The following is a 21,641-nucleotide window of genomic DNA, read 5'->3' on the forward strand; positions in this document are numbered from 1 at the left end:
TACCAGGGCAATCGTGATGGCGGTCAGCGTCGTGAGGGTGGCTACCGGGGTGACCGTGATGGTGGTTACCGCGGCAACCGTGATGGTGAGCGCCGTGAGGGTGGTTACCGGGGTGACCGCGATGGTGGTTACCAGGGCAATCGTGATGGCGGTCAGCGTCGTGAGGGTGGCTACCGGGGTGACCGCGAGGGTGGCTACCGCGGCAACCGTGATGGTGAGCGCCGTGAGGGTGGCTACCGGGGTGACCGCGACGGAGGCTACCGCGGTGACCGTGAGGGTGGCTACCGGGGCAACCGTGACGGCGGTGGCCGTCCGGGACGCGGCTTGGGAGGTCCGCAGGCGGACCGGGACCGCGGCGCACGACCTGGACAGGCCGAGCGCGCCACGCGTCCTCGGGTCGAGGCCCCCGAGATCCCCGATGAGGTCTCTTTCAACGAGCTGGACCGCGAGGTCAAGGCTCGCCTTCGCACTCTGAGCAAGGACAATGCCGAGGACGTCGGCCGTCACCTCGTGATGGCCGGTCGACTCCTCGACTACGACCCTGAGCGCGCCTACCAGCACGCCCAGGTGGCGTCGCAGCGCGCGGGCCGCGTCGACGTGGTCCGCGAGGCGGCCGCGCTCACGGCATACGCGACGGGACGGTTCGCCGAGGCACTCCGAGAGCTGCGCACCGTGCGCCGTCTCAACGGCTCGAACGAGCACCTTCCCCTGATGGCGGACTGCGAGCGTGGGCTCGGCCGCCCGGAGCGAGCGCTCGAGATCGCACGCGAGGAGGGCGCCTCCGGGCTGTCCGCCGAGGCGAAGGTCGAGCTCGACGTCGTCGTGGCCGGCGCGCGCATGGACCTGGGTGAGGGCGAGGCCGCCCTTGTGCTCCTGGGCCGTCTCAAGCCCGTCGATGAGGCGCAGCGGCTGCGCATCTCCGCTGCGAAGGCCGAGGTGCTTCGCTCGCTCGGACGCGACGAGGAGGCCGAGGCGCTCGAGGCCGAGGTGCCCGAGCCCGAGGTCCCCGTGGACCCGTTCCTCGACGATGTGATCCTCTACGACACGGCCGAGGTCTGGGTCGACGAGACAGAGGACGAGGACCACGACGAGGACGAGGACCACGCCGAGATTGAGGCGAGCGACGACGAGGACCGCGGTCCCGCATCGTCCGGTGACGTCGACGAGACCATGGAAGCCGACGAGCCGGCGGAGGAGTCGGCTGACAAGGAGGACAAGTGACGGAGACGTCGACGCTGCTGGGAACGGAACTTCCGCTGCAGGAGCAGCACGACGTCGCACTGGTCGACCTCGACGGCGTCGCGTATCGCGGCCCTGAGGCGATCCCGACCGCTCCTCCGGCACTTGCGACGGCCCGCGAGGCGGGCATGCGCGTCGTCTTCGTGACGAACAACGCCAACCGCTCTCCCGAGACCGTGGCCGAGCACCTCACCGAGCTCGGCATGCCGACCACCCGTGATGAGGTCATGACGGCCGCACAGGCGGGCGCCGCGCTGCTCGCGACGCTCGTCCCCGCCGACGCGAGGGTGCTCGTGGTCGGCGGCGACGGACTCGTCGAGGCGGTCCGCGAGCTCGGCTTCGCGATGGTCGACAGCGCCGACGACAAGCCCGACGCCGTGATCCAGGGATTCAACCCCGACCTGCGCTGGCGCGACCTCGCGGAGGTCGCCTACGCGGTCCAGGGCGGCGCGGTCCACGTCGCCACCAACCTCGACCTGACGATCCCGAACGAGCGGGGCATCGCCCCTGGCAACGGCTCGCTGGTCCGCGCCGTGGCGCAGGCGACGGGCGCGATCCCTCCCGCCGCGGGCAAGCCCGAGAAGGCGATGTTCCACCTCGCGGCGGCGAAGGCAGACGCGAAGAACCCGATGATGATCGGCGACCGCCTCGACACCGACCTCATGGGTGCGCGTTCCGCTGGCTATGCGGGACTGCTCGTCCTCACGGGTGTTGACCGCGCCCGCGAGGCCATCCTCGCTGCGCCCGAGATGCGTCCGGTGTACATCTCCGATGACATGTCGGGGCTTGCCGAGCCGCATCCCTCGACCGCCCTCGTGGACGGCTGGTGGACGGTGCGGGACGCGAGGGCCCGCGTGGTCGACGGAGCGCTCGAGACCGAGGGCGGCACTCGCATCGACCGGGTCCGCGCGGCGTGCGCCGCGGCATGGAGCTTCGTGGACGAGGGTGGCGAACTCAACATTGAGGCGCTTCCCGCCCACGGGGTAGCCTGAGCCTATGGCTGACATCCACGATCACCGCGTGCCGCTGGGCGAGGTCGACTACCCACCGGAGGTGAAGCAGGCGCTTCGCTCCGTGACCGAGATGCCGGAGTCGCTGGAGGAGCAGGCGGAGTTCTTCGACAAGATCCAGGAGTCGCTGGCGAATCGTCTCCGCGACGATTCCTGAGCGAGACGTGCGGCTCGACCGCGCGCTCGCCGAGCGGGGCCTCGCCCGCTCGCGCTCGCATGCGCAGGAGCTCATCCGCTCGGGTGCGGTGACCGTCGACGGCGCCGTCTCCACCAAGCCGGCCCTCATGGTCGACGAGGTGACGTCGATCGAGGTCCATGGGCAGACGGACTACGTCTCCCGCGCGGCCTTCAAGCTGCTCGGCGCGCTCGACGCGACGGCACCGCTCGGCCTCGACATCAGCGGCATGACCGCGCTCGACGCTGGTGCGTCGACGGGCGGTTTCACTCAGGTACTGCTCGAGCGTGGCATCGGTCATGTCCATGCCGTGGACGTCGGGCACGGACAGCTCTCCGAGCGCATCGCAGCGGACCCCAGGGTGACGGCTCGCGAGGGAGTCAACGTGCGCGACCTCACGTCCGCGTCCGAGGGCGCGGGCGTGGATCTGGTGGTCGCCGACCTGTCTTTCATCTCGCTCAAGATCGTCCTCCCGGCGCTCGTCGACTTCGCGCGCGAGGGCGCCCAGATGCTGCTCATGGTCAAGCCTCAGTTCGAGGTCGGCCGTGAGCGCCTCGGCTCAGGCGGCGTCGTGACGAGCCTCTCGGACCGCGCCGAGGCGGTGGCCGCGGTGCTTGCGGAGGCGCGCGCGCTCGGCCTTGTCGTGCGCCACGTCGAGCGCAGCATGCTCCCTGGTCCACATGGGAACGTGGAGTTCTTCGTGTGGGTCGGCGGAGCATGGCAGGCTAGTGACCAGAACGCGACCGCGCCCGCATGGCCCGTCCTCGACGACGAGGCGCAGGCGGCGGCGATCGCACGCGAGGTCACGTCCTCGTCGGACAAGGAAGGGGAGTGATGGGGCGCCGGATCCTCATCGTCGCGAACCCACACCGCGAGGACACGCTCGCCGCGGTCGAGGTCGCACGCCACGCGCTCGAGAGCTCGGGCGTCGAGACGTGCGCCGTCTTCGACATGGAGCAGGACGTGCCGATCGAGGCCGCGCTCGTGCTCGGCGGTGACGGGACGATGCTGCACGCGGCCCATCTCACGCGGGACGCGGGCATCCCCCTCCTCGGCGTCAACCTCGGGCACGTCGGCTTCCTCGCAGAGCTCGAGCGTGACGACGTGGCACACGCCGCGCAGAGGCTCGCCGACGGCGCGTACACGATCGAGGAGCGCGGCACGGTCGACGTGAGCGTCGTCTCTCCCGACGGAAGTATCGAGAGCGGCTGGGCGCTCAACGAGGCCACGATCGAGCGTGCGAACCCCCGGACGATGCTCGAGGTCTCGCTGGCCGTCGACGGTCGCCCGCTCTCGAGCTTCGGGTGCGACGGCATCGTCGTGGCGACAGCCACCGGCTCGACCGCGCATGCATTCTCCGGAGGCGGTCCCGTCCTGTGGCCGAGCGTCGAGGGCCTGCTGCTCGTGCCTCTCGCCGCGCACGCGCTGTTCGCGCGTCCGCTCGTCGTCGGTCCCGACTCGACCTACACGATCACCGTCGTGCCCCATTCGGAGACCGCTGGCCACGTCGTTCTCGACGGCTCCCGCACCATGGACCTCGAGCCCGGCGGTCGCGTCGAGGTGGCCTACTCGGCCGGACGCGTGAAGCTCGCGCGCCTTACGGACGCACCCTTCACCGACCGGCTTGTGCGCAAGTTCCACCTGCCCACCACGGGATGGCGCGAGGACGGACGTGTGCGGGCCCCCGGCGTCGCGGGGGAGAGTCACTAGATGCTTCACGAGCTCTCGATCGAGAACCTCGGCGTCATCGACTCGGCCCGCCTCGAGCTGGGGCCGGGCCTCACCGTCGTCAGCGGCGAGACCGGTGCCGGCAAGACGATGGTGCTCACCGGGCTCGGGCTGATCCTCGGCTCGAAGGCCGTGCCGGCGACGGTGCGCGCGGGCGCGGACTCCGCGCTCGCCGAGGCCGTGATCGACGTCGAGCCCGGTTCCGACCAGGCGGACCGTCTCGAGGACGCGGGCGCCGTGCTCGACGAGGACGGCACGGTGGTCGTGAGCCGGTCCGTCGGCGCGACCACCAGGTCCCGTACCGTGATCGGGGGACGCACGGTCCCGCAGGCCCTGCTCGCGGACCTCGCGGGCGCGTGGGTCACGGTGCATGGCCAGTCGGAGCAGCAGCGCCTGCGCAGCGCGGCACGCCAGCGTGCGCTGCTCGACGAGTACGCGGGCACGAAGCACGCCGAGGTGCTCGGCGAGTTCACGGCGGCGTGGGACGCGTGGCGCGAGGCGCGCGATGAGCTCGAGCGCATGGAGTCGGGAGCCGACAGGGCCCGCATGGAGGCCGCGCGCATGCGCGATGACCTCGCCGCGATCGACGAGGTCGATCCCCAGCCAGGTGAGGACGAGCAGCTCGCCGCCGAGGCCGCGGTGCTGCAGAACTCCGAGGCCGTGCGTGCGGGCGTGGCCGGCGCGCACGAGGCGATCGACGGGGAGTCCGAGCTGACCCTTGTCATCGCGGTCGACGCCGCGCGCAGGGCGCTCGCCGAGGCGGCGCGCCACGATCCCGCGCTCGATGAGCTCGAGAAGCGGCTCGCCGAGATCTCGTACACCGCGTCGGACGTCTCGATGGAGCTGTCCTCGTATCTGGATCGGATGGACGCCGACCCCGCTCGCCTCGACGAGGTCCTCACCCGGCGGTCCGCGCTCGCCGGCCTGATGCGCCGCATCGGTGCCGACATGGACGGACTTCTCGAGTATCGGCTGCGCGCCGCTGAGACGGTCGCGGAGGACGATGAGTGGGACGAGCGGCTCGAGAGCCGCCGCGAGGCGGCCGCGCGGGCGGAGGCCCGCGTGCGAGATGTCGCCGCGCGCGTGACGGAGGGGCGCGTCGCGGCTGCCGCGCGTCTCGCGACCGCGGTCAACGCGGAGCTCGAGCAGCTCGCCATGCCCGACTCGCAGTTCGCCGTCGACGTCGAGCCCGACGAGCTGCGCCACTCCGGCGCGGACGCCGTCACCATGACCCTTGCGGCGCATCCCGGCGCGCCCGCGCGCCCGGTGGGGGAGGCGGCCTCGGGAGGAGAGCTCTCCCGCGTGATGCTCGCGATCGAGGTCGCGCTCGCCCGCGGCGCGCATCGCCCCGGCCACACCTTCGTGTTCGACGAGGTCGACGCCGGCGTCGGAGGCAAGGCCGCGCAGTCGGTCGGCAGGCGCCTCGCGGAGCTCGCGCGCACCCACCAGGTGCTGGTCGTCACGCATCTCGCGCAGGTCGCCGCGTTCGCCGACACGCACGTCGTCGTCGCGAAGTCGACCGACGGATCGATCACGCGCTCCCAGGTCGCGGCGGTGACCGGCGACGTGCGCGTGCAGGAGATCGCGCGGCTGCTGTCGGGACACGAGGACTCGGACACCGCACGCGCCCACGCGCTTGAGCTGCTGGAGGCCTCCACCGTGGCACCATGAGCCACATGAAGCCCACCCCCCGTCGAGACACCGCACCGACCGAGGGCGAGGTCTCCGGTCCGCTGAGGCTCGAGACGAACGCGCGCGCCCTGCTGCGGCGGCTCCGCGCCGGAGATGTCGCCGTGCTCGACCTCATGGATCTGGACTCCCGCACCGCCGAGGAGCTGATCGAGGCCCGCCCCGCGGCCGTCATCAACACCCAGCGCACCCTCTCGGGCCGCTACCCGGCGGGAGGGGCCGCGGTCCTCGTCGGCGCGGGCCTGCGCGTCGTCGACGAGGCCGGCAGCGCTGTCATGGCGCTTGCCGACGGCACCCACGTGACGGTCGGCGCTGACGGCGTGGTGAGCGCCGACGGCGACGAGCTCGCGCGGGGTACCGTCCTCAGCCCTGAATCGGTCGGCGAGGAGATGCTGGCCGCCGAGGAGGGACTGCACGTGCAGCTCGCGGCTTTCGCCGCCGACGCCGTGGACAGGGTCGAGGCCGAGGCGCCGCTCCTGCTCGACGCGGAGGGGCTGCCGGAGACCGGCGTCGACCTCAGCGGCAAGCAGGTCGTCGTGGTCGCGCCCGGATATCGGCACAAGGAGCGCCTGGCCGCGCTGCGCCCGTACCTGCGCGAGCACCGGCCCGTGATCATCGCGGTGTCCGAGGCCGCGGACTCCGTGGTGGAGAGCGCGTACCCCGCCGCGATCGTGCTCGGCGATGTCGAGACCGTGTCGGAGCGGGCGCTCAAGCGTGCGTCGCACATCTCGCTGCACGACCCCTCGGGAGGCGACGCCGGCGCGAGCAGGCTCGACCCGCTGGGCCTCGCGCACTCGCGGGTCGTGTCCACCCTTGGCAGCGCGGACCTCGCGATCCTGCTCGCGCACGCGGGTGGTGCCGCGTCGATCGTGACGCTCGGCGTGCCCGCGCGGCTCACGGAGCTGCTCGAGACCGCCGCCCACGACCAGACCACAGGCGCCGCGGGGACGTTCCTCGCGAGGCTCCAGGCGAGCGACCGGATCATCGACGCGGAGGCCCTTGCCGTGCTGTACCGCCACCGGTACCCGTGGTGGGTCGTCGCCGCGCTGCTCGCGTCCGCAGTCCTCGCCCTCGGCGTCGCCTTCTGGGCCACGCCCGGAGGAAGGCCCTGGTTCGAGGACCTCTGGCAGACCGTCGGCGGCTGGATCGGGGTCGCCTGATGACGTCCTTCCGCTACCACGTGGTGTCCCTCGCCGCGGTCTTCCTCGCTCTCGCCATCGGGATCGTGCTGGGTTCCGGGCCGATGCGCACAGCGCTCGTGCAGTCCCTGAGCGACGACGTCGACACGCTCGAGCAGCAGGTCGACGACGCGGCTTCCGAGGTCGAGACCGCGCAGGCGGAGGCCGAGGTCGGCAACGCCTACGCCGCCGAGCTCGAGGCGTTCCTCCTCGCCGACACCCTCGAGGGCGTCGATGTCGCCCTCGTGTCCGTGTCCGACCCGTCAGACTCTCGCGTCGAGTCGGCGCGCGAGGCCCTCGTGAAGGCCGGCGCGACGATCAGCGCCGACGTGACCGTTGAGGACGCCTGGACGGACTCGACCCAGAGCACGTTCAGGACGGCGCTCGCGGAGCAGCTCGCGGGACAGGTCGTGGACGTCGATCCCTCGACGACGTCCTCGGATCGGCTGCTCGCGCACGCGCTCGCGCAGTCGCTCGTGCCCACGGGCGACGACTCGGACGGCTCAAGCGTCCTGCTCGATCTCCTCAAGCAGGCCGACCTCGTGACGGGCACGATCACCGGCTCGTCGACCGCGATCGTGGTCGTCTCCGGCGACGGCGGCGATGACGAGGATGCTCGCGCGGCGGCCTCGGACACGCTTGCGGGAGTGGTCGGCGTCCTCGACGGATATGTCGATGGCACCGTGGCCACGCAGGGGGGGTCGGCCACGGGTGATCTTGCCTCGGCGCTTCGCAACGTGCCTGATACCGCCCAGATCAGCACCGTGACCCAGGTCGGCACCATCTACGGCCGCACCGCCGCCGCGCTCGCCCTCGTGGAGCAGATCGCGGGGGGCTCTGGCCACTACGGCGCGGGCTCTGACGGCACGCTGCTGCCGTCCTTCATCCAGGAGTCCGCCTCATGATCGGCGTGGCCGAGGCGACGCGCACCCGTTCTGACTGTTAGGATTGAAGCCCGTGGAGCGATCGAGATTCTCGTCCAATACGGACCATGTCACCCGGCACATCTTCGTCACGGGAGGCGTCGTCTCCTCCCTCGGGAAGGGCCTGACGGCTTCAAGCCTCGGCCGACTTCTCCGGTCGCGCGGACTGCGCGTCACGATGCAGAAGCTGGACCCGTACCTCAATGTCGACCCCGGAACGATGAACCCGTTCCAGCACGGCGAGGTGTTCGTCACGGACGATGGAGCGGAGACGGACCTCGACATCGGGCACTACGAGCGCTTCCTCGACGTGAAGCTCTCGGCCAGCTCGAATGTGACCACCGGCCAGGTCTACTCGCAGGTGATCGCCAAGGAGCGTCGTGGTGAGTACCTGGGCGACACGGTGCAGGTCATCCCGCACATCACCGACGAGATCAAGCGTCGCATGCGCGAGCAGGCGGGCCCTGAGATCGACGTGATCATCACGGAGATCGGCGGCACCGTCGGCGACATCGAGTCCCAGCCGTTCCTCGAGGCCGCGCGCCAGGTGCGCCACGACGTCGGCCGCGACGACGTGTTCTTCCTCCATGTCTCGCTCGTGCCGTACATCGGCCCGTCGGGGGAGCAGAAGACCAAGCCCACCCAGCACTCGGTCGCCGCGCTGCGTTCGATCGGTATCCAGCCCGACGCGCTCGTGCTGCGCTCGGACCGCCCGGTCCCGCAGTCGGTCAAGAACAAGATCGCGCTGTTCTGCGACGTCGAGCCCGACGCGGTCGTGAACGCGATCGACGCGCCGAGCATCTACGACATCCCGAAGGTGCTGCACTCCGAGGGCCTCGACGCCTACGTCGTCCGGCGCCTCGACCTGCCGTTCCACGACGTCCAGTGGGGCTCGTGGGACGACGTGCTGCGCCGCGTCCACCACCCGGCGCACGAGATCGAGGTCGCTCTCGTCGGCAAGTACATCGACCTGCCCGACGCCTACCTGTCGGTCAGCGAGGCGCTGCGTGCCGGAGGCTTCCACCACAACGCCAAGGTGAAGATCCGCTGGGTCGCCTCCGACGGCTGCCAGACCCCCGAGGGCGCCCAGAAGGCGCTCGGTGGCGTCGACTGCGTGCTCGTGCCCGGCGGCTTCGGCGTGCGCGGCGTCGACGGCAAGATCGGTGCGCTGCGCTGGGCGCGCGAGAACAAGGTGCCCACGCTCGGCATCTGCCTCGGCCTGCAGACCATGGTGATGGAGTACGCGCGCAATGTCGTGGGGCTCGAGGGCGCCTCGAGCTCGGAGTTCGACCCTGACACGCAGCACCCCGTCGTCGCCACGATGGAGGAGCAGCTCGCGATCGTCGACGGCCAGGGAGACCTCGGCGGCACGATGCGCCTCGGCGAGTACAAGGCCGTCCTGGTCCCGGGATCGGTGACCGCGGAGACCTACGGCACGACGACCGTGGGCGAGCGTCACCGCCACCGCTACGAGGTCAACAACAACTACCGCAAGCAGCTCGAGGACGCTGGCCTCGTCGTGTCGGGCGAGTCGCCCGACCGCTCGCTCGTCGAGTTCGTCGAGCTACCCGCGGACGTGCACCCGTACTACGTCGCGACGCAGGCGCACCCCGAGTTCCTCTCGCGGCCCACGAAGGCGCACCCGCTGTTCGCGGGGCTGATCGGCGCCGCCCTCGCGGCGCGCGAGGCGCCCGCGGATGAGGCCGCGGTCGCCGAGGCCTGAGAGGTGACGGACGACGCGTCGCTCGCCGACGTTCCCGGGCCGCGCCCCGTGCTCGCCACGCATGAGCGCTTCGAGGGCAAGGTCTGGGAGGTCGCGAGCGACGAGGTCGATCTGGGCGGATCTGGCGTCGTCACGCGCGACTATCTGCGTCACACCGGGGCGGTCGTCATCGTCGCGATGGACCAGCACGACAGGGTCTACCTGGTGCGTCAGTACCGTCACCCGGTAGGGACCGAGTGCTGGGAGCCCCCGGCCGGGCTCCTCGACGAGCCCGGCGAGTCTCCCGTCGACGCCGCGCGTCGCGAGCTCGCGGAGGAGACCGACCTCACCGCCGAGACGTGGCACACGCTCGTGGACTACTTCCCCTCGGGAGGCGGCACGTCGGAGGCGGTGCGAGTCTTCCTCGCCCGCGGCATCGGCAGCGTCCCCGAGGACGAGCGCCACGAGCGCGAGGCCGAGGAGGCCGACATGATCGGCGCCTGGGTCCCCCTGGACGATGCGGTCGCCGCGATCCTCGACGGCCGGATCCACGCATCGTCCGCGGTCGCGGGCCTGCTCGCGGCGGACCGCGCGCGCAGGGACGGCTACGCGTCGCTGCGCGCGGCCGACGCTCCCTGGTTGCGTCCCGAGGCGACGCGCCTCATCCGCTGAACGTTCCCGTCAGCGAGGCCTCGCCGAGCACGTGACCGACCATCGCGTCGACGGCCTCGTTGTACGCGAAGCCCTCGGACAGTCCGAGCATGGAGTCGAGCGCGTACACCGTGAACACATAGGAGTGCGTGCCCGACGGCGGGCACGGCCCGAAGTAGCCGGTGGTGCCCGCGTCGGTCGCGCCGTCGATGCCGAGCTCGTCCCAGGCGCCGGCGTCGACGCCCGAGGCGTCGGCCGGCACGTCGATCACGATGGCGTGCACGAAGTCGGAGGCGTCCACGTCGACGATCGCGAGCGCGTATGACGCGACGTCCTGGCTCGCGCCCGACCAGGAGAGCGCGGGGCTCGTGTTCGGGCCGTCGCACTGTCCGCCGAATGCCGTCGTTGAGGCGGAGTCGGGCAGGGCGGCCCCGTCGTCGAAGTCGGGGGACGTCAGGGACAGGGACGATGCGGTGGTCTCGGACGGGTCGACGTCGACGGGGGAGCCTGTCGGGGCGGTGGTCGGGTTGACGGGTGCCGACTCCTGGTCGGTGACTGTGTCGTCGCCCCCGCAGCCTGCGAGCATCGTCGTCGCGAGCGCGCCGATCGCGAGCCCTCCGAGGATGGTCCGCTTCCGCCGCGCCGCAGCCATGTCAGCCGCCCGCGACCTCCGGCGTGAAGCCCGCGGCGCGCAACGCGTCCAGGACCTCGGCCTGATGGTTCGGTCCCCGCGTCTCGACACTGAGCTGCAGCACCACATCGTTCAGTGTAAGTCCGAGGTCGTGGCGGGTGTGGAGGACCTCGATGACGTTCGCGCCGACCTCGGCGAGCACCTCGGAGACCCGTGCGAGTTGGCCGGGACGGTCGGGGAGCGGCACGCGCAGCGTCATGTAGCGGCCCGAGGCGACGAGCCCGTGAGCGATGATGCGCTGCAGAAGCAGCGGGTCGATGTTGCCGCCGGAGATCAGCGCGACCGTCGTCCCACTCGGTGCGACGTGGCCGCCGAGGATCGCGGCGACGGCGGCCGCCCCGGCGGGCTCGACGACGAGCTTGGTGCGCTCGAGCAGGAGCAGGACCGCCTTCGCGAGGTCGTCCTCGCTCACCGTGACGATCTGGTCCACATGGTCGCGCACGAGCGGGAACGTGTGGTCGCCGGGCCGGACCACCGCGATCCCGTCGGCGATCGTGGCGTGACGCTCGATCGTGACGGGGTGACCCGCGGCGAGTGAGGGCGGGTAGGACGCCGTCGCCTCGGCCTGCACGCCGATGACCCTGATCCGTCGTCCCTGGATCTCGGCGAGCTCCTTGACCGCGGCGCCGATGCCGGCGATGAGGCCGCCTCCGCCCACGGGCACGAGGATCGTGTCGGCGTCGGGCACGTCCTCGAGGATCTCGAGCCCGATCGTGCCCTGGCCCGCGATCACGTCCGCGTGGTCGAACGGATGGATCATCACCGCGCCCGTGCGCTCGGCATGCGCGTGGGCGAGCGCGAGGCACTCCTCGACCGTCGCGCCGTCGGTGACCACGGTCGCGCCGTAGTTCTTGGTCGCGAGCAGCTTGGGCACCGGGGCGCCGAGCGGCATGAAGATCGTCGCGTCGATCCCGAGCTGCTGGGCCGCGAAGGCCACGCCCTGGGCATGGTTTCCCGCCGAGGCGGCGACCACACCGCGGGCGCGCTCCTCCGGGGAGAGTCGCGAGAGCCGGTACGTCGCGCCGCGGAGCTTGAACGAGCCCGTGCGCTGGAGGTTCTCGAGCTTCATGTAGGTCGGCACACCCAGCAGGTCGCTGAGGTAGGACGCGTGATCGACGGGGGTGTGCTGGGCGACGCCCTCGAGCGCGGCGGCGGCCGCCTCGATGTGGGAGAGCGTCACCTCATGGCCGGTCATCATCGCTCCTGCGACGCTGCCGCGGTCTCGGCCCCCGAGGGCTTCGTGAGAGAGAAGAACGCCGAATGCGCGGCGGTGAGCGCGGCGGCTCCGAGCAGGTGCATCCCGACGATGATCTCGGGCAGGCCCGTGAAGTACTGGATGTAGCCGATCGCCGCCTGCGCGAGCGTGATCGCGACGAGCACGACCCACGCCTTGCGCACCTCGTCTCGGTCGCCCTCCGAGCGGTCGCGCCACAGTCGCCACACGAGGAACGCGAGCACCGCCACGAATGCCCACACGGTCATCGCGTGGGCCCTCGCCACGAGTGCAGGGTCGAGCGCGAGGCGCTCGGTCGTGTCGGCGTCACCCGAGTGCGGTCCCGCGCCCGTCGTCAGCGCGCCGACGAAGAGCACCCCCGCGAGCAGGACGACGGACGCCCAGCGCGCCGGTGCCAGGGGATTGCCGACGCGTCGGGGCGCATTGCGGTACGCGAGCGCGAGCCAGACCGCCTGCCACACGAGCAGCATCGACAGGAGCAGGTGAGGGGCGACGACGAGCGGGTGGAGCTCGACGAGCACGGTGATGCCTCCGAGCACCGCCTGCGCGATGACGCCGATGCCCGGCACGAGTCCCCACCACTTGAGATCGGGCCGGGAGTTCCATACGCCGATCGCGAGCAGCAGCGCGACGATGAGCAGGACACCGGTGAGCGTGCGGTTGCCGAACTCGATGAACGGGTGGATCCCCGCCTCGGCGTGCAGCTCGGGCGTGAACTCGCCCGGCTCGCACTGGGGCCAGGTCGAGCAGCCGAGGCCCGAGCCGGTGAGGCGCACGGCCCCGCCGGTCACGATGATCCCGGACTGGGTGAGGATGTTGGCGATCGTCAGCCCGCGCGCGTGGCGGCCGAGGAAGTCGGCGCCCCCGCGAAGGAGTCGGGCTGGGAGCGGCTTCTGCGCCGCGGGGGACTGGTCGGTCGTGCTCACCGGTCAAGTGTAGGCGGGCGCGGAGCACGCGGATCCAGCGATCTTGCGAGGGATAGGGGCTGTCTGCCCTGGCAATCCGTCGAACCGGTTGTACTCCACGTTTCCAAAACATTACAAACGGGCAGAGGCGGGCCGATTCGGTGGCTGTCCACACATTGGCTTGGCCGCGACGGCGCGGCCGCAGAAGGAGCCCTCATGGCAATCCCGCAGACCAACGACCCTCGGTGGCAGAGGCTCATCGACGATCCAGGAGCCCACGCCTATCAGGCGCTCGCGCTGAAGATCATGATGCAGCGCATCGCGCGCAGCGCGCCCAAGACGCCAGCCGAGCGCGACGCCGCGATCGGCGAGGTGCATGGATTCTTCGTCAAGAACGAGCGGCTCGCGGCGGCCGACCTCCAGACCATCTTCGGCTGAAACCCGACAAGCAAAGGACTTCCCACATGACTGGCACCCTGCACACCCTGGACGAGGCGGTCGCGAAGATCGCCACCGGTGTCCCGCTTCTCATCGCCGGCGACGAGGCCCTGCTCGCGCAGCTGCCCGAGGGCCGATGGATCGGGGGCACGATCCCCTACTTCATGACGTCCGACGGCGGACGCACCACGCGCGACCTCCTGCACGTCGACACCTTGCCGTCGCAGGTGACGGACGTCGCGGTCCGCAGCTATGCGGCGGACGAGCTCTCCACGCTCACGGACGATGCGTTCGAGACAGGCTTCTCCATCATCATCGTGCCCGCGGGAAGCGAGGCCCACTCGCGTTACGCCGCTGAGGCGGCCGACTTCCCGGGACTGTTCGACCGTCCCGTCGTCGGCTGGGTCGCCGGCGTGCACCTCGACGATCTCGCGTCGGCGGAGGCGAAGACCTTCGCTGGTTCGGGCGAGTCGGCCAACGCCGACCGGGCCGTGGTGCTCCACGCACAGCTCGCCGACGGCGTGCTCGCGAGCGCCGACATCGTCAACCTGTTCCAGCAGGGCGACGGCGCGACCCTGACCTTCACGAAGACGGGGTTCTCCCAGGACACCGTCTGGGTCGACGGCGAGCCGAAGGTCTTCTCGACGTACTTGGAGGAGATCGGGCACGACACGCGCCTGCCCCTCGTCGCCGACTACTTCGGCGCGATGATCAACGTCTCGTTCCAGTCCGTGCCCGAGGGCGGGGGCGCGGTGGACCTGTATGCGCCGGTGTTCAGCGGCGTGGAGTACAGGCTGGCGTCGCCGGTCGGGGACTACGTCGCGGAGTTCAACTCGCATCTTCCGGCGGGCACCGTCGTCCCGACGTTCTCGTGCAACTGCATCCTCAACTACCTGTACTCGGAGCTCGAGGGCAAGAAGACCGGCGACATCGTCGGCCCCGTCACCTTCGGTGAGATCGCCTATCAGCTCCTCAACCAGACCCTCGTGTATCTGACGATCCACGAGTAGCCGGCGACTCGTCGCGCTCCCTCCCCCCCTGAGCGCGGCGGGTCCGCCGCAATGCGCCCCTTCGAGCCCCTCCGTCGTCGACGGTCGGTCGGTGCTCGGAGGGGCGCCGTGCGTCAGTCGTCGAGGCGCGACGGCGCCACGGAGGGAACCGCCCAGGTCCGGCTGATCCTCACGAAGACGGCGACGAAGGCAGGCTCCTCGCGGATCCCGAGCGCCGCCGGAAGGTCACGACGGACGAGGGCGTCCACGAACCGGCTGGCTGCCCGCGCGTGATCGTCGACCACGTCGCGCCATTCGTCATCGATCGGCCCCTCGATCCGCGAGAGCGACTCGATCTGCACCCGCATCACGGCGCTTGCAACGGTGCGTGCCATGCCGCCGGGCGGGATCGAGACCACCGTGGCGAAGAGTTCGAGGGTCTCGCGGACGAAGCTCCGCAGAGGTCCCCGCGCCGACCCCTCAAGGGACGAGAGGCGCGCACGCAATCGATCGGCCGCCTCGTCGTCCATGTGGTCGATCGCAGCGCCCACGACGAGGGGGGCCACCGCGTTGAGGACCGCCGCGGCCTCGCCGAACGTGACGGGACCGTGTGAGCCGCCCGATCGCAGCAGCTCCGTCAGGGGAGAGGCGTCGCCGGCGAACACGCCGCCGCCGGGTCCGGTGCGCACCGAGATCTCGCCCGTGGCCTGGAGGAGCCTCAGCGCTTCGTGCAGGGTGCCGACGGAGACGTCGCACAGGTGCTGCAGCTCGACGCGGCTCCCGAGCCGGTCGCCGGGGGCGGCCGCGCGCGCAAGGCTCGCGATCTGGTCGGCGGCGGTCTCTGCGCGGCGGCGGCGCCGCGTACCTTCCTCGACCTGTGCCATCGCTCCTCCTCGTCGTTGCCGGGCCGTGTCCAGGCCCATCTCGGCGCGCCCCGATCGTCAGGGAATCGTAAGCCAAATCCTCAATGATGCTCAGAGACGCTCGATATTATTCATGAAGAATTGGCGTGATGCGAGAGCCGCGCCTGCGCAGAGATGGAGAACCCGTGACGCACGACATCGAGACCGCACCCGCCAGTGACGCGCCCCGGAAGCAGCGAGGGAGGCGCCGTCGCGCGCTGAGGATCACGGGCGGCATCGCAGGGGGACTGGTCCTACTCGGAGTCGTCGCCGTCGCGGGGATCGTGATCAAGGTCGTCACCTATACCGATCCCTACGTGCAGAAGGTGGCCGACGCGGGGTATGAGCAGAAGACCGCGGACGTGAACGAGGTGGCCTTCAGCTACGTCGAGGGCCCCGACAACGGAGAACCCCTCGTGCTGCTCCACGCGCAGCTCATGAACTGGTTCGACTACAGCCGGGTCATGCCGGATCTGGCTGAGAACTACCACGTGTACGTCGTGGACTATCAGGGACACGGCGAGACCACCTACCCGGACGACTACGAGATGAGCGCGAACAACATCGGCGCGGACCTCGGTGCCTTCCTCGACGAGGTGGTCGGGGAGCCCGCGTACGTGTCGGGCAACTCGTCTGGAGGCCTGCTCACTCTCTGGCTCGCCGCCAACCGCGGTGACATGGTCAAGGCGATCGTCCTCGAGGACCCGCCGCTGTTCGCGTCCGAGTACCCGCGTATCAAGGAGACCGTCGCGATCAAGGCCTTCTCGAGCTCCGAGGCGGCGGTGCAGGAGGGGGAGACCGACGACTTCTTGAACTTCTGGCTCGACGCCAACAAGGGCTTCTTCAACAAGTACGTCGCGCCGGGCTCCGCCGACGCCATCAAGGGGCTGGTCGCGGCCTACCGCGCCGCCAACCCCGGCGAGCCCACCGAGATCGGGATCATCCCCGATGACACGGTGAAGCTGCTGTTCCAGGGGCTCGAGGAGTACGACCCCCGCTTCGGAGCGGCCTTCTACGAAGGAACGTGGAATGAGGGCTTCGATCATGCCGAGGCGCTCGCCGCGGTCGAGTGCCCCGTGCTGCTGATGCACGCGAACTGGTCGTACAACGAGGAGGGCCTGCTCGACGGAGCGATGGACCAGGACGACGCCGACCTCGCGATGTCCTACCTCCAGGATGGCACCTATGTGAAGGTCGACTCCGACCACGTCGTGCACCTCGAGCACCCCGACGAGTTCGTCGAGATCCTCGACGGGTTCCTCCTCGGCGAGCAGTGACCGTCGTCCACGCAGGTCAGGGACTGATCGACGTCCACAGCCACTTCGTCACCGAGGCGTATGTCGCCGCGGGGAAGGCGGCGGGCATCGAGCACCCGGACGGCATGCCTGGCTGGCCTACGTGGCGTGCCGAGGGCCAGCTCGACCTCATGGACCGCCTCGGCATCGAGACGACAGTCCTGTCCGTGTCCTCGCCTGGCGTGCACCTCGGCGACGACGCACGGGCGCGCGTGCTCGCGCGCGACATGAACCGCGAGGCGGCCGCCCTGTGCGACCGATGGCCCGACCGGTTCCGCTTCCTCGCCGCGCTGCCGCTTCCTGACGTCGACGGCAGCCTCGCAGAGGCCGAGGAGGCCCTTGCCCATCCCGCCGCGGTAGGCGCCGTGGTGGAGACGAACGCGCGCGGTCGCTCCGTCGCGGATCCCGCATTCGAGCCGTTGTGGGCCGCGCTCTCGGTGCGCGAGTCGGTCGTCCTCGTGCACCCGACCTCGCCGCCGAACGCGGCGCAGGTGACGGGGGGAGCGCCGAGCCCGATGCTCGAGTTCCCCTTCGAGACGACCCGCGCGGCCGCGAGCCTCGTGATGCGGGGCGTCACCACCCGTCATCGAGGCATCCGCTGGGTCCTCACCCATTGCGGGGGAGCACTGCCGGTGCTCGGCGACAGGATCGCGACGTTCGCGCGAGCGATGCTCGGCGACGGCGGCCCCGACGTCGACGCCGAGCTGAGGTCCCTCTGGTACGACCTCGCCGGCACGCCGTTCCCGCGTCACGCCGACGCGCTCGTGCACGCGGTCGGCACAGCCCGCGTCGTCTACGGGTCGGACTCGTGCTGGACCTCGGACGCCCTCATCGCCGCGCAGGTGGCGAGCCTCGACGCGGCAAGCGCCGCCGGCGACATCGATTGGCGAGCCCTCACCCGCGCGAACGCGGGGCGACTCCTCGCGCGCCGCTGAGCCGCCTCCCACCGTGCGGGTGACTCCTCGCGCGCCGCGGAGCCGCCTCCCGTCGTGCGGGCGCCCCTCGCGGATGCCCGCAAGGCGACTCCCCGTCGAGCGCCCGCCGGAACATCGGGAGGCTCCTCGTCGTTGACGCGAGGAGCCGGCCGGAGTGCGTGGTCGAGACGTCGCCGGTGAGCGTCCGCCTGAGGCACGCGACGCATCGTCCAGGGCGTCCGTGTCAAGTAAGGCGTGCCTTGCTTGCGCGCTTCTTTTTAATGATCCAAAATGGTTCGTAATTGCTCCGCGGGCGTCGAATGCCCGCTTCCCACGAGAGAAGAGGCGAGACGTCCATGCACGCAGACTCGACGCGCGACCAAGTGCTGAGCCTCATCGTGTCGGACGGCCCGATCACCGCAGCGGTGCTCGCCGAGGAGCTTCATCTGACCGCCGCGGGGGTGCGTCGTCACCTCTCGGCGCTCGAGGACGACGGCCTGATCTCCGACCACGAGCGGCCCGTCCAGGCCGACCGCGGTCGGGGCCGCCCCGCGCGTTCGTTCGTCGCGACCGCGCAGGGTCAGCACGCGCTCACGTCGGACACCGCGTCCGTCGCGGTCGAGGCCGTGCGCTTCCTGCGCGGCACCGGCTCGCTCGAGCAGTTCGTCGAGCAGCAGGTAGGTGAGCTCGAGGCCACGATCGCGCCGCTCATCCCCGAGGGTGCGTCCCTCGAGGATCGCATCGGCATCGTCTCCGATGCCCTCGGTGCGAAGGGCTACGCGTCCTCCGTGCGCCCCGGACCGGGTGGCTACACCCTTCAGCTGTGCCAGGGCCACTGTCCTGTGCAGGAGATCGCGACTGAGGCGCCCGAGTGGTGCGATGCCGAGACCAAGGTGATCGCACGGCTCCTCGACGTCCATGTGCAGCGTCTGTCCACCCTCGCGGGTGGCGCGCACGTGTGCACCACCACCATTCCCGTCGCCCCGGCGGCACCCAAGGAAGGTTGACTATGAGCACCCCCACCGACAACGCCCCGGCGCAGAGCGATGAGGAGATCATCGCCTCGATCGGCGGCTACGAGTACGGCTGGCACGACTCGGACGCGGCCGGCGAGATCGCCGAGCGTGGACTGTCCGAGGAGACCGTCCGTCGCATCTCGGCGCTGAAGAACGAGCCCGAGTGGATGCTGAACACGCGTCTCAAGGCGCTCAAGATGTTCGGCAAGAAGCCGATGCCGAACTGGGGCTCCGACCTCACGGGCATCGACTTCGACAACATCAAGTACTTCGTGCGCTCGACCGAGAAGCAGGCCACGAGCTGGGACGACCTGCCCGAGGACATCAAGGCGACGTACGACAAGCTCGGCATCCCGGAGGCGGAGAAGCAGCGCCTCGTCGCGGGCGTCGCCGCGCAGTACGAGTCCGAGGTCGTCTACCACCAGATCCGCGAGGACCTGGAGCAGCAGGGCGTCATCTTCCTCGACACCGACACCGCGCTCAAGGAGCACCCCGAGCTCTTCGAGCAGTACTTCGGCACCGTCATCCCTTCAGGCGACAACAAGTTCGCCGCGCTCAACACCGCCGTGTGGTCGGGCGGCTCGTTCGTGTACGTCCCGCCGGGCGTCCACGTCGAGATCCCGCTCCAGGCCTACTTCCGCATCAACACGGAGAACATGGGCCAGTTCGAGCGCACGCTGATCATCGCCGACGAGGGCTCCTACGTGCACTACGTCGAGGGCTGCACCGCGCCGATCTACTCGTCCGACTCGCTGCACTCCGCGGTCGTCGAGATCATCGTGAAGAAGAACGCCCGCGTGCGCTACACGACCATCCAGAACTGGTCGAACAACGTGTACAACCTCGTCACCAAGCGCGCGACCGCTGCCGAGGGCGCCACCATGGAGTGGGTCGACGGCAACATCGGCTCGAAGGTCACCATGAAGTACCCGGCGATCTTCATGCTCGGCGAGCACGCCAAGGGCGAGACCCTGTCCATCGCCTTCGCGGGCGAGGGCCAGCACCAGGACGCGGGCGCCAAGATGGTGCACGCCGCGCCCAACACCTCGTCGTCGATCATCTCCAAGTCCGTCGCCCGCGGTGGCGGCCGGACGTCGTACCGCGGCCTCGTACAGGTGCTCGAGGGCGCGAAGAACTCCAAGTCCAACGTGCTGTGCGACGCACTGCTCGTGGACCAGATCAGCCGCTCCGACACCTACCCGTACGTCGACGTCCGCGAGGACGACGTCCACATGGGTCACGAGGCCACGGTCTCGCGAGTCAGCGAGGACCAGCTGTTCTACCTCATGTCCCGAGGCATGGAGGAGACCGAGGCCATGGCCATGATCGTGCGCGGGTTCGTCGAGCCCATCGCGCGCGAGCTGCCCATGGAGTACGCCCTCGAGCTCAACCGCCTCATCGAGCTCCAGATGGAAGGATCCGTCGGTTGACCGTCACCGATCACACCCGCGCCACGTCCGACGCGGCCCACAGCCACGGCCAGGTCGTGCCCGACGCCTCGCGCGCCGACCGCCCCACGTCGTTCGACCCCGAGGTCTTCGGCATCCCGAACAACCGCGTCGAGGAGTGGCGGTTCTCCGCGCTGTCCGACCTCAAGCCGGTCCTCTCGCTCGAGGGCGGCGAGGGCTCGCTGACCTGGGAGGCCCCTGAGCTTCCCGCGGGCGTCGAGCTCGTCCAGGTCCCGGCCGACGAGGCCAAGGCCCGCTCCGTGCGCGCCCCCGGTGACCGCGCATCGTCCGTGGCCGTCGCCCGCTCGGGCGGCGCGACCCTGCTGCGCGTCGACGCGAACGCGGTCATCGAGGACCCCATCGCCATCACCATGACCGGTGCGGGCGAGGACGTCCGCGGTCACATCCTCGTCGAGGTCGGCCCCGGCGCCGAGGCGACGATCGTCCTCACCCGCAAGGGCAGCGCGACGTACTCCGAGTTCGTCTCGGTGGACCTGGGCGACAACGCGGGCCTCAACCTCGTGCTGCTCCAGCAGTGGGAGGACGATGCCGTCCACGCCGGAGAGGTCGTCGCTCGCCTGGGTCGCGACTCGCGCCTGCGCGGCTCGGTCGTGACGCTCGGCGGCAAGGCCGTGCGCCTCAACACGTCCGCGGCCTTCGCGGGCGAGGGCGCCTCGGTCGACCTGTTCGGCCTGTACTTCGCCGACTCCGGTCAGCACCAGGAGCACCAGCTGTTCGTGGACCACGCAGTGCCGCGCTGCACGTCGCGCGTGACCTACAAGGGCGCGCTCGCCGGCAAGTCGGCCCGCACCGTGTGGATCGGCGACGTCCTCATCCGCGCCGCGGCCGAGGGCACCGACACCTACGAGCTCAACCGCAACCTCGTGCTGACCGACGGCGCGCGCGCCGACTCGGTGCCGAACCTCGAGATCGAGACCGGCGAGATCGAGGGCGCGGGTCACGCGTCCGCGACCGGCCGCTTCGACGACGAGCAGATGTTCTACCTGCGCTCGCGCGGCATCTCCGAGGACCAGGCGCGCAAGCTCGTGGTCCGCGGCTTCTTCGCCGACCTCGTGCGCGAGATCGGGATCCCCGAGGTCGAGGCCGGCCTCATGAAGGAGATCGAGCTCGAGCTGGAGCACATCGAGGACGACGAGTGAGCGAGCAGGTTGCCTGCGCCGTGACGGACGTCAAGCCCGGCACGGCCCTGTTGGCCGAGCTCACCCTCGCGGACGGCTCGGACAAGCCGTTCGCGATCGTCCGCGCGGAAGACGGCGAGTTCTACGCGATCGACGACACGTGCACCCACGGCGCGGTGTCGCTGTCGGAGGGCGACGTCGAGGGCTGCGAGATCGAGTGCTGGGCGCACGGCGGCCGCTTCGACTTCCGCACCGGGCAGGCCACCGAGCTGCCCGCGCTCTCGCCCGTCAAGGCGTACCCCGTCCGCATCGACGGCGAGCAGGTGCTCGTCGACATCGACAACCCGAAGACTTCGTAAGACCTTTCACTAGGAG

At 70.4% G+C, this 21,641-nt stretch carries 23 protein-coding genes; 18 read left to right on the top strand and 5 right to left on the bottom strand.

The window, feature by feature from the left end; genetic code table 11:
- Positions 1 to 507, bottom strand: a 507-nt coding sequence (locus tag B7K23_RS15840; RefSeq protein ID WP_200809841.1) for a hypothetical protein, incomplete at its 3' end; no start/stop codon positions are given.
- A 6-nt stretch (positions 508 to 513) separates the two neighbouring features.
- Here B7K23_RS15840 and B7K23_RS09275 point away from each other — a divergent pair.
- Genes B7K23_RS09275 through B7K23_RS09315 form a run of 10 tightly spaced genes read left to right on the top strand, consistent with a single transcriptional unit; the run spans position 514 to position 10,316 of the window.
- Positions 514 to 1,221, top strand: a complete 708-nt coding sequence (locus tag B7K23_RS09275; RefSeq protein WP_234996483.1) for a hypothetical protein — start codon at positions 514 to 516, stop codon at positions 1,219 to 1,221.
- Positions 1,218 to 2,231 carry an HAD-IIA family hydrolase gene (locus B7K23_RS09280; protein ID WP_084126288.1) on the top strand — a complete coding sequence of 338 codons (1,014 nt, stop codon included), beginning with the start codon at positions 1,218 to 1,220 and terminating at the stop codon, positions 2,229 to 2,231. The genes B7K23_RS09275 and B7K23_RS09280 overlap by 4 nt, the downstream gene beginning before the upstream one ends.
- Before the next feature lie 4 nt (positions 2,232 to 2,235).
- Positions 2,236 to 2,406, top strand: coding sequence for a hypothetical protein (locus tag B7K23_RS15735; RefSeq protein ID WP_159451373.1), 171 nt, complete (start codon positions 2,236 to 2,238; stop codon positions 2,404 to 2,406).
- Between the two features lie 7 nt (positions 2,407 to 2,413).
- Complete coding sequence (locus B7K23_RS09285) at positions 2,414 to 3,259, top strand: TlyA family RNA methyltransferase (protein ID WP_200809817.1); 846 nt, start codon at positions 2,414 to 2,416, stop codon at positions 3,257 to 3,259.
- A complete protein-coding gene (locus B7K23_RS09290) occupies positions 3,259 to 4,134 on the top strand; it encodes an NAD kinase (protein WP_084126292.1) in 876 nt (291 codons plus the stop codon). Before B7K23_RS09285 ends, B7K23_RS09290 begins: the two co-directional genes overlap by 1 nt.
- On the top strand, positions 4,135 to 5,823 hold the full coding sequence (gene recN, locus B7K23_RS09295; protein WP_084126294.1) for a DNA repair protein RecN: 1,689 nt from the start codon (positions 4,135 to 4,137) through the stop codon (positions 5,821 to 5,823).
- 5 nt (positions 5,824 to 5,828) lie between these two features.
- Complete coding sequence (gene steA / locus B7K23_RS09300) at positions 5,829 to 7,001, top strand: putative cytokinetic ring protein SteA (protein ID WP_084126296.1); 1,173 nt, start codon at positions 5,829 to 5,831, stop codon at positions 6,999 to 7,001.
- The gene (locus tag B7K23_RS09305; RefSeq protein ID WP_084126298.1) at positions 7,001 to 7,924 is read left to right on the top strand and encodes a copper transporter; all 924 of its coding nucleotides are present in this window, start codon (positions 7,001 to 7,003) and stop codon (positions 7,922 to 7,924) included. Before steA ends, B7K23_RS09305 begins: the two co-directional genes overlap by 1 nt.
- Before the next feature lie 52 nt (positions 7,925 to 7,976).
- Positions 7,977 to 9,665: a CTP synthase gene (locus B7K23_RS09310; RefSeq protein WP_084126300.1), complete on the top strand. Its 1,689-nt coding sequence runs from the start codon at positions 7,977 to 7,979 to the stop codon at positions 9,663 to 9,665.
- A 3-nt stretch (positions 9,666 to 9,668) separates the two neighbouring features.
- Entirely contained in the window at positions 9,669 to 10,316 is a 648-nt protein-coding gene (locus tag B7K23_RS09315) for an NUDIX hydrolase (RefSeq protein WP_084126302.1), read from the top strand.
- On the opposite strand, the gene B7K23_RS09320 is transcribed toward B7K23_RS09315, so the two are convergent.
- The 3 genes from B7K23_RS09320 to B7K23_RS09330 are packed head-to-tail and all read right to left on the bottom strand — an operon-like array spanning position 10,306 to position 13,146.
- Complete coding sequence (locus B7K23_RS09320; RefSeq protein ID WP_159451374.1) at positions 10,306 to 10,947, bottom strand: YbhB/YbcL family Raf kinase inhibitor-like protein; 642 nt, start codon at positions 10,945 to 10,947, stop codon at positions 10,306 to 10,308. The genes B7K23_RS09315 and B7K23_RS09320 overlap by 11 nt on opposite strands.
- A 1-nt stretch (position 10,948) precedes the next feature.
- Positions 10,949 to 12,181 carry a threonine ammonia-lyase gene (gene ilvA / locus B7K23_RS09325; protein ID WP_143338218.1) on the bottom strand — a complete coding sequence of 411 codons (1,233 nt, stop codon included), beginning with the start codon at positions 12,179 to 12,181 and terminating at the stop codon, positions 10,949 to 10,951.
- Complete coding sequence (locus tag B7K23_RS09330) at positions 12,181 to 13,146, bottom strand: heme A synthase (protein ID WP_143338219.1); 966 nt, start codon at positions 13,144 to 13,146, stop codon at positions 12,181 to 12,183. Before B7K23_RS09330 ends, ilvA begins: the two co-directional genes overlap by 1 nt.
- A gap of 195 nt (positions 13,147 to 13,341) precedes the next feature.
- Here B7K23_RS09330 and B7K23_RS09335 point away from each other — a divergent pair, with 195 nt between their 5' ends.
- Both B7K23_RS09335 and B7K23_RS09340 read left to right on the top strand, forming a co-directional pair.
- The gene (locus B7K23_RS09335; RefSeq protein ID WP_084126308.1) at positions 13,342 to 13,563 is read left to right on the top strand and encodes a hypothetical protein; all 222 of its coding nucleotides are present in this window, start codon (positions 13,342 to 13,344) and stop codon (positions 13,561 to 13,563) included.
- Positions 13,564 to 13,589: 26 nt separating this feature from the next.
- A complete protein-coding gene (locus B7K23_RS09340; protein WP_084126310.1) occupies positions 13,590 to 14,573 on the top strand; it encodes a DUF6976 family protein in 984 nt (327 codons plus the stop codon).
- A gap of 113 nt (positions 14,574 to 14,686) precedes the next feature.
- Here the strand turns inward: B7K23_RS09340 and B7K23_RS09345 are convergent, their stop codons facing one another.
- Entirely contained in the window at positions 14,687 to 15,436 is a 750-nt protein-coding gene (locus B7K23_RS09345) for a hypothetical protein (protein ID WP_084126312.1), read from the bottom strand.
- Between the two features lie 164 nt (positions 15,437 to 15,600).
- Here B7K23_RS09345 and B7K23_RS09350 point away from each other — a divergent pair, with 164 nt between their 5' ends.
- From B7K23_RS09350 to B7K23_RS09375, 6 genes are all read left to right on the top strand, one after another.
- A complete protein-coding gene (locus tag B7K23_RS09350) occupies positions 15,601 to 16,731 on the top strand; it encodes an alpha/beta fold hydrolase (RefSeq protein WP_200809818.1) in 1,131 nt (376 codons plus the stop codon).
- Positions 16,728 to 17,684 (top strand): amidohydrolase family protein, encoded by a 957-nt coding sequence (locus B7K23_RS09355; protein ID WP_084126316.1) that lies wholly within the window; start codon positions 16,728 to 16,730, stop codon positions 17,682 to 17,684. The genes B7K23_RS09350 and B7K23_RS09355 overlap by 4 nt, the downstream gene beginning before the upstream one ends.
- Before the next feature lie 335 nt (positions 17,685 to 18,019).
- Positions 18,020 to 18,670: a metalloregulator ArsR/SmtB family transcription factor gene (locus tag B7K23_RS09360; protein WP_084126318.1), complete on the top strand. Its 651-nt coding sequence runs from the start codon at positions 18,020 to 18,022 to the stop codon at positions 18,668 to 18,670.
- A 2-nt stretch (positions 18,671 to 18,672) separates the two neighbouring features.
- Positions 18,673 to 20,109, top strand: coding sequence for a Fe-S cluster assembly protein SufB (gene sufB / locus B7K23_RS09365; protein WP_084126320.1), 1,437 nt, complete (start codon positions 18,673 to 18,675; stop codon positions 20,107 to 20,109).
- Positions 20,106 to 21,287, top strand: coding sequence for a Fe-S cluster assembly protein SufD (gene sufD / locus B7K23_RS09370; RefSeq protein WP_084126322.1), 1,182 nt, complete (start codon positions 20,106 to 20,108; stop codon positions 21,285 to 21,287). Before sufB ends, sufD begins: the two co-directional genes overlap by 4 nt.
- Positions 21,284 to 21,625, top strand: coding sequence for a non-heme iron oxygenase ferredoxin subunit (locus B7K23_RS09375; protein ID WP_084126324.1), 342 nt, complete (start codon positions 21,284 to 21,286; stop codon positions 21,623 to 21,625). The genes sufD and B7K23_RS09375 overlap by 4 nt, the downstream gene beginning before the upstream one ends.
- Positions 21,626 to 21,641 lie beyond the last annotated feature (16 nt).

Source organism: Demequina sp. NBRC 110054 (assembly GCF_002090115.1).
Lineage (GTDB): Bacteria > Actinomycetota > Actinomycetes > Actinomycetales > Demequinaceae > Demequina.

Excerpts from the sequence above, each read along its gene's own strand:
- B7K23_RS09275 (WP_234996483.1), top strand. The coding sequence starts at position 514 with ATGGCCGGTCGACTCCTCGACTACGACCCTGAGCGCGCCTACCAGCAC.
- B7K23_RS15735 (WP_159451373.1), top strand. The coding sequence starts at position 2,236 with ATGGCTGACATCCACGATCACCGCGTGCCGCTGGGCGAGGTCGACTAC.
- B7K23_RS09290 (WP_084126292.1), top strand. The coding sequence starts at position 3,259 with ATGGGGCGCCGGATCCTCATCGTCGCGAACCCACACCGCGAGGACACG.
- recN (WP_084126294.1), top strand. The coding sequence starts at position 4,135 with ATGCTTCACGAGCTCTCGATCGAGAACCTCGGCGTCATCGACTCGGCC.
- steA (WP_084126296.1), top strand. The coding sequence starts at position 5,829 with ATGAAGCCCACCCCCCGTCGAGACACCGCACCGACCGAGGGCGAGGTC.
- B7K23_RS09305 (WP_084126298.1), top strand. The coding sequence starts at position 7,001 with ATGACGTCCTTCCGCTACCACGTGGTGTCCCTCGCCGCGGTCTTCCTC.
- B7K23_RS09320 (WP_159451374.1), bottom strand. The coding sequence starts at position 10,947 with ATGGCTGCGGCGCGGCGGAAGCGGACCATCCTCGGAGGGCTCGCGATC.
- ilvA (WP_143338218.1), bottom strand. The coding sequence starts at position 12,181 with ATGACCGGCCATGAGGTGACGCTCTCCCACATCGAGGCGGCCGCCGCC.
- B7K23_RS09335 (WP_084126308.1), top strand. The coding sequence starts at position 13,342 with ATGGCAATCCCGCAGACCAACGACCCTCGGTGGCAGAGGCTCATCGAC.
- B7K23_RS09340 (WP_084126310.1), top strand. The coding sequence starts at position 13,590 with ATGACTGGCACCCTGCACACCCTGGACGAGGCGGTCGCGAAGATCGCC.
- B7K23_RS09345 (WP_084126312.1), bottom strand. The coding sequence starts at position 15,436 with ATGGCACAGGTCGAGGAAGGTACGCGGCGCCGCCGCCGCGCAGAGACC.
- B7K23_RS09360 (WP_084126318.1), top strand. The coding sequence starts at position 18,020 with ATGCACGCAGACTCGACGCGCGACCAAGTGCTGAGCCTCATCGTGTCG.
- sufB (WP_084126320.1), top strand. The coding sequence starts at position 18,673 with ATGAGCACCCCCACCGACAACGCCCCGGCGCAGAGCGATGAGGAGATC.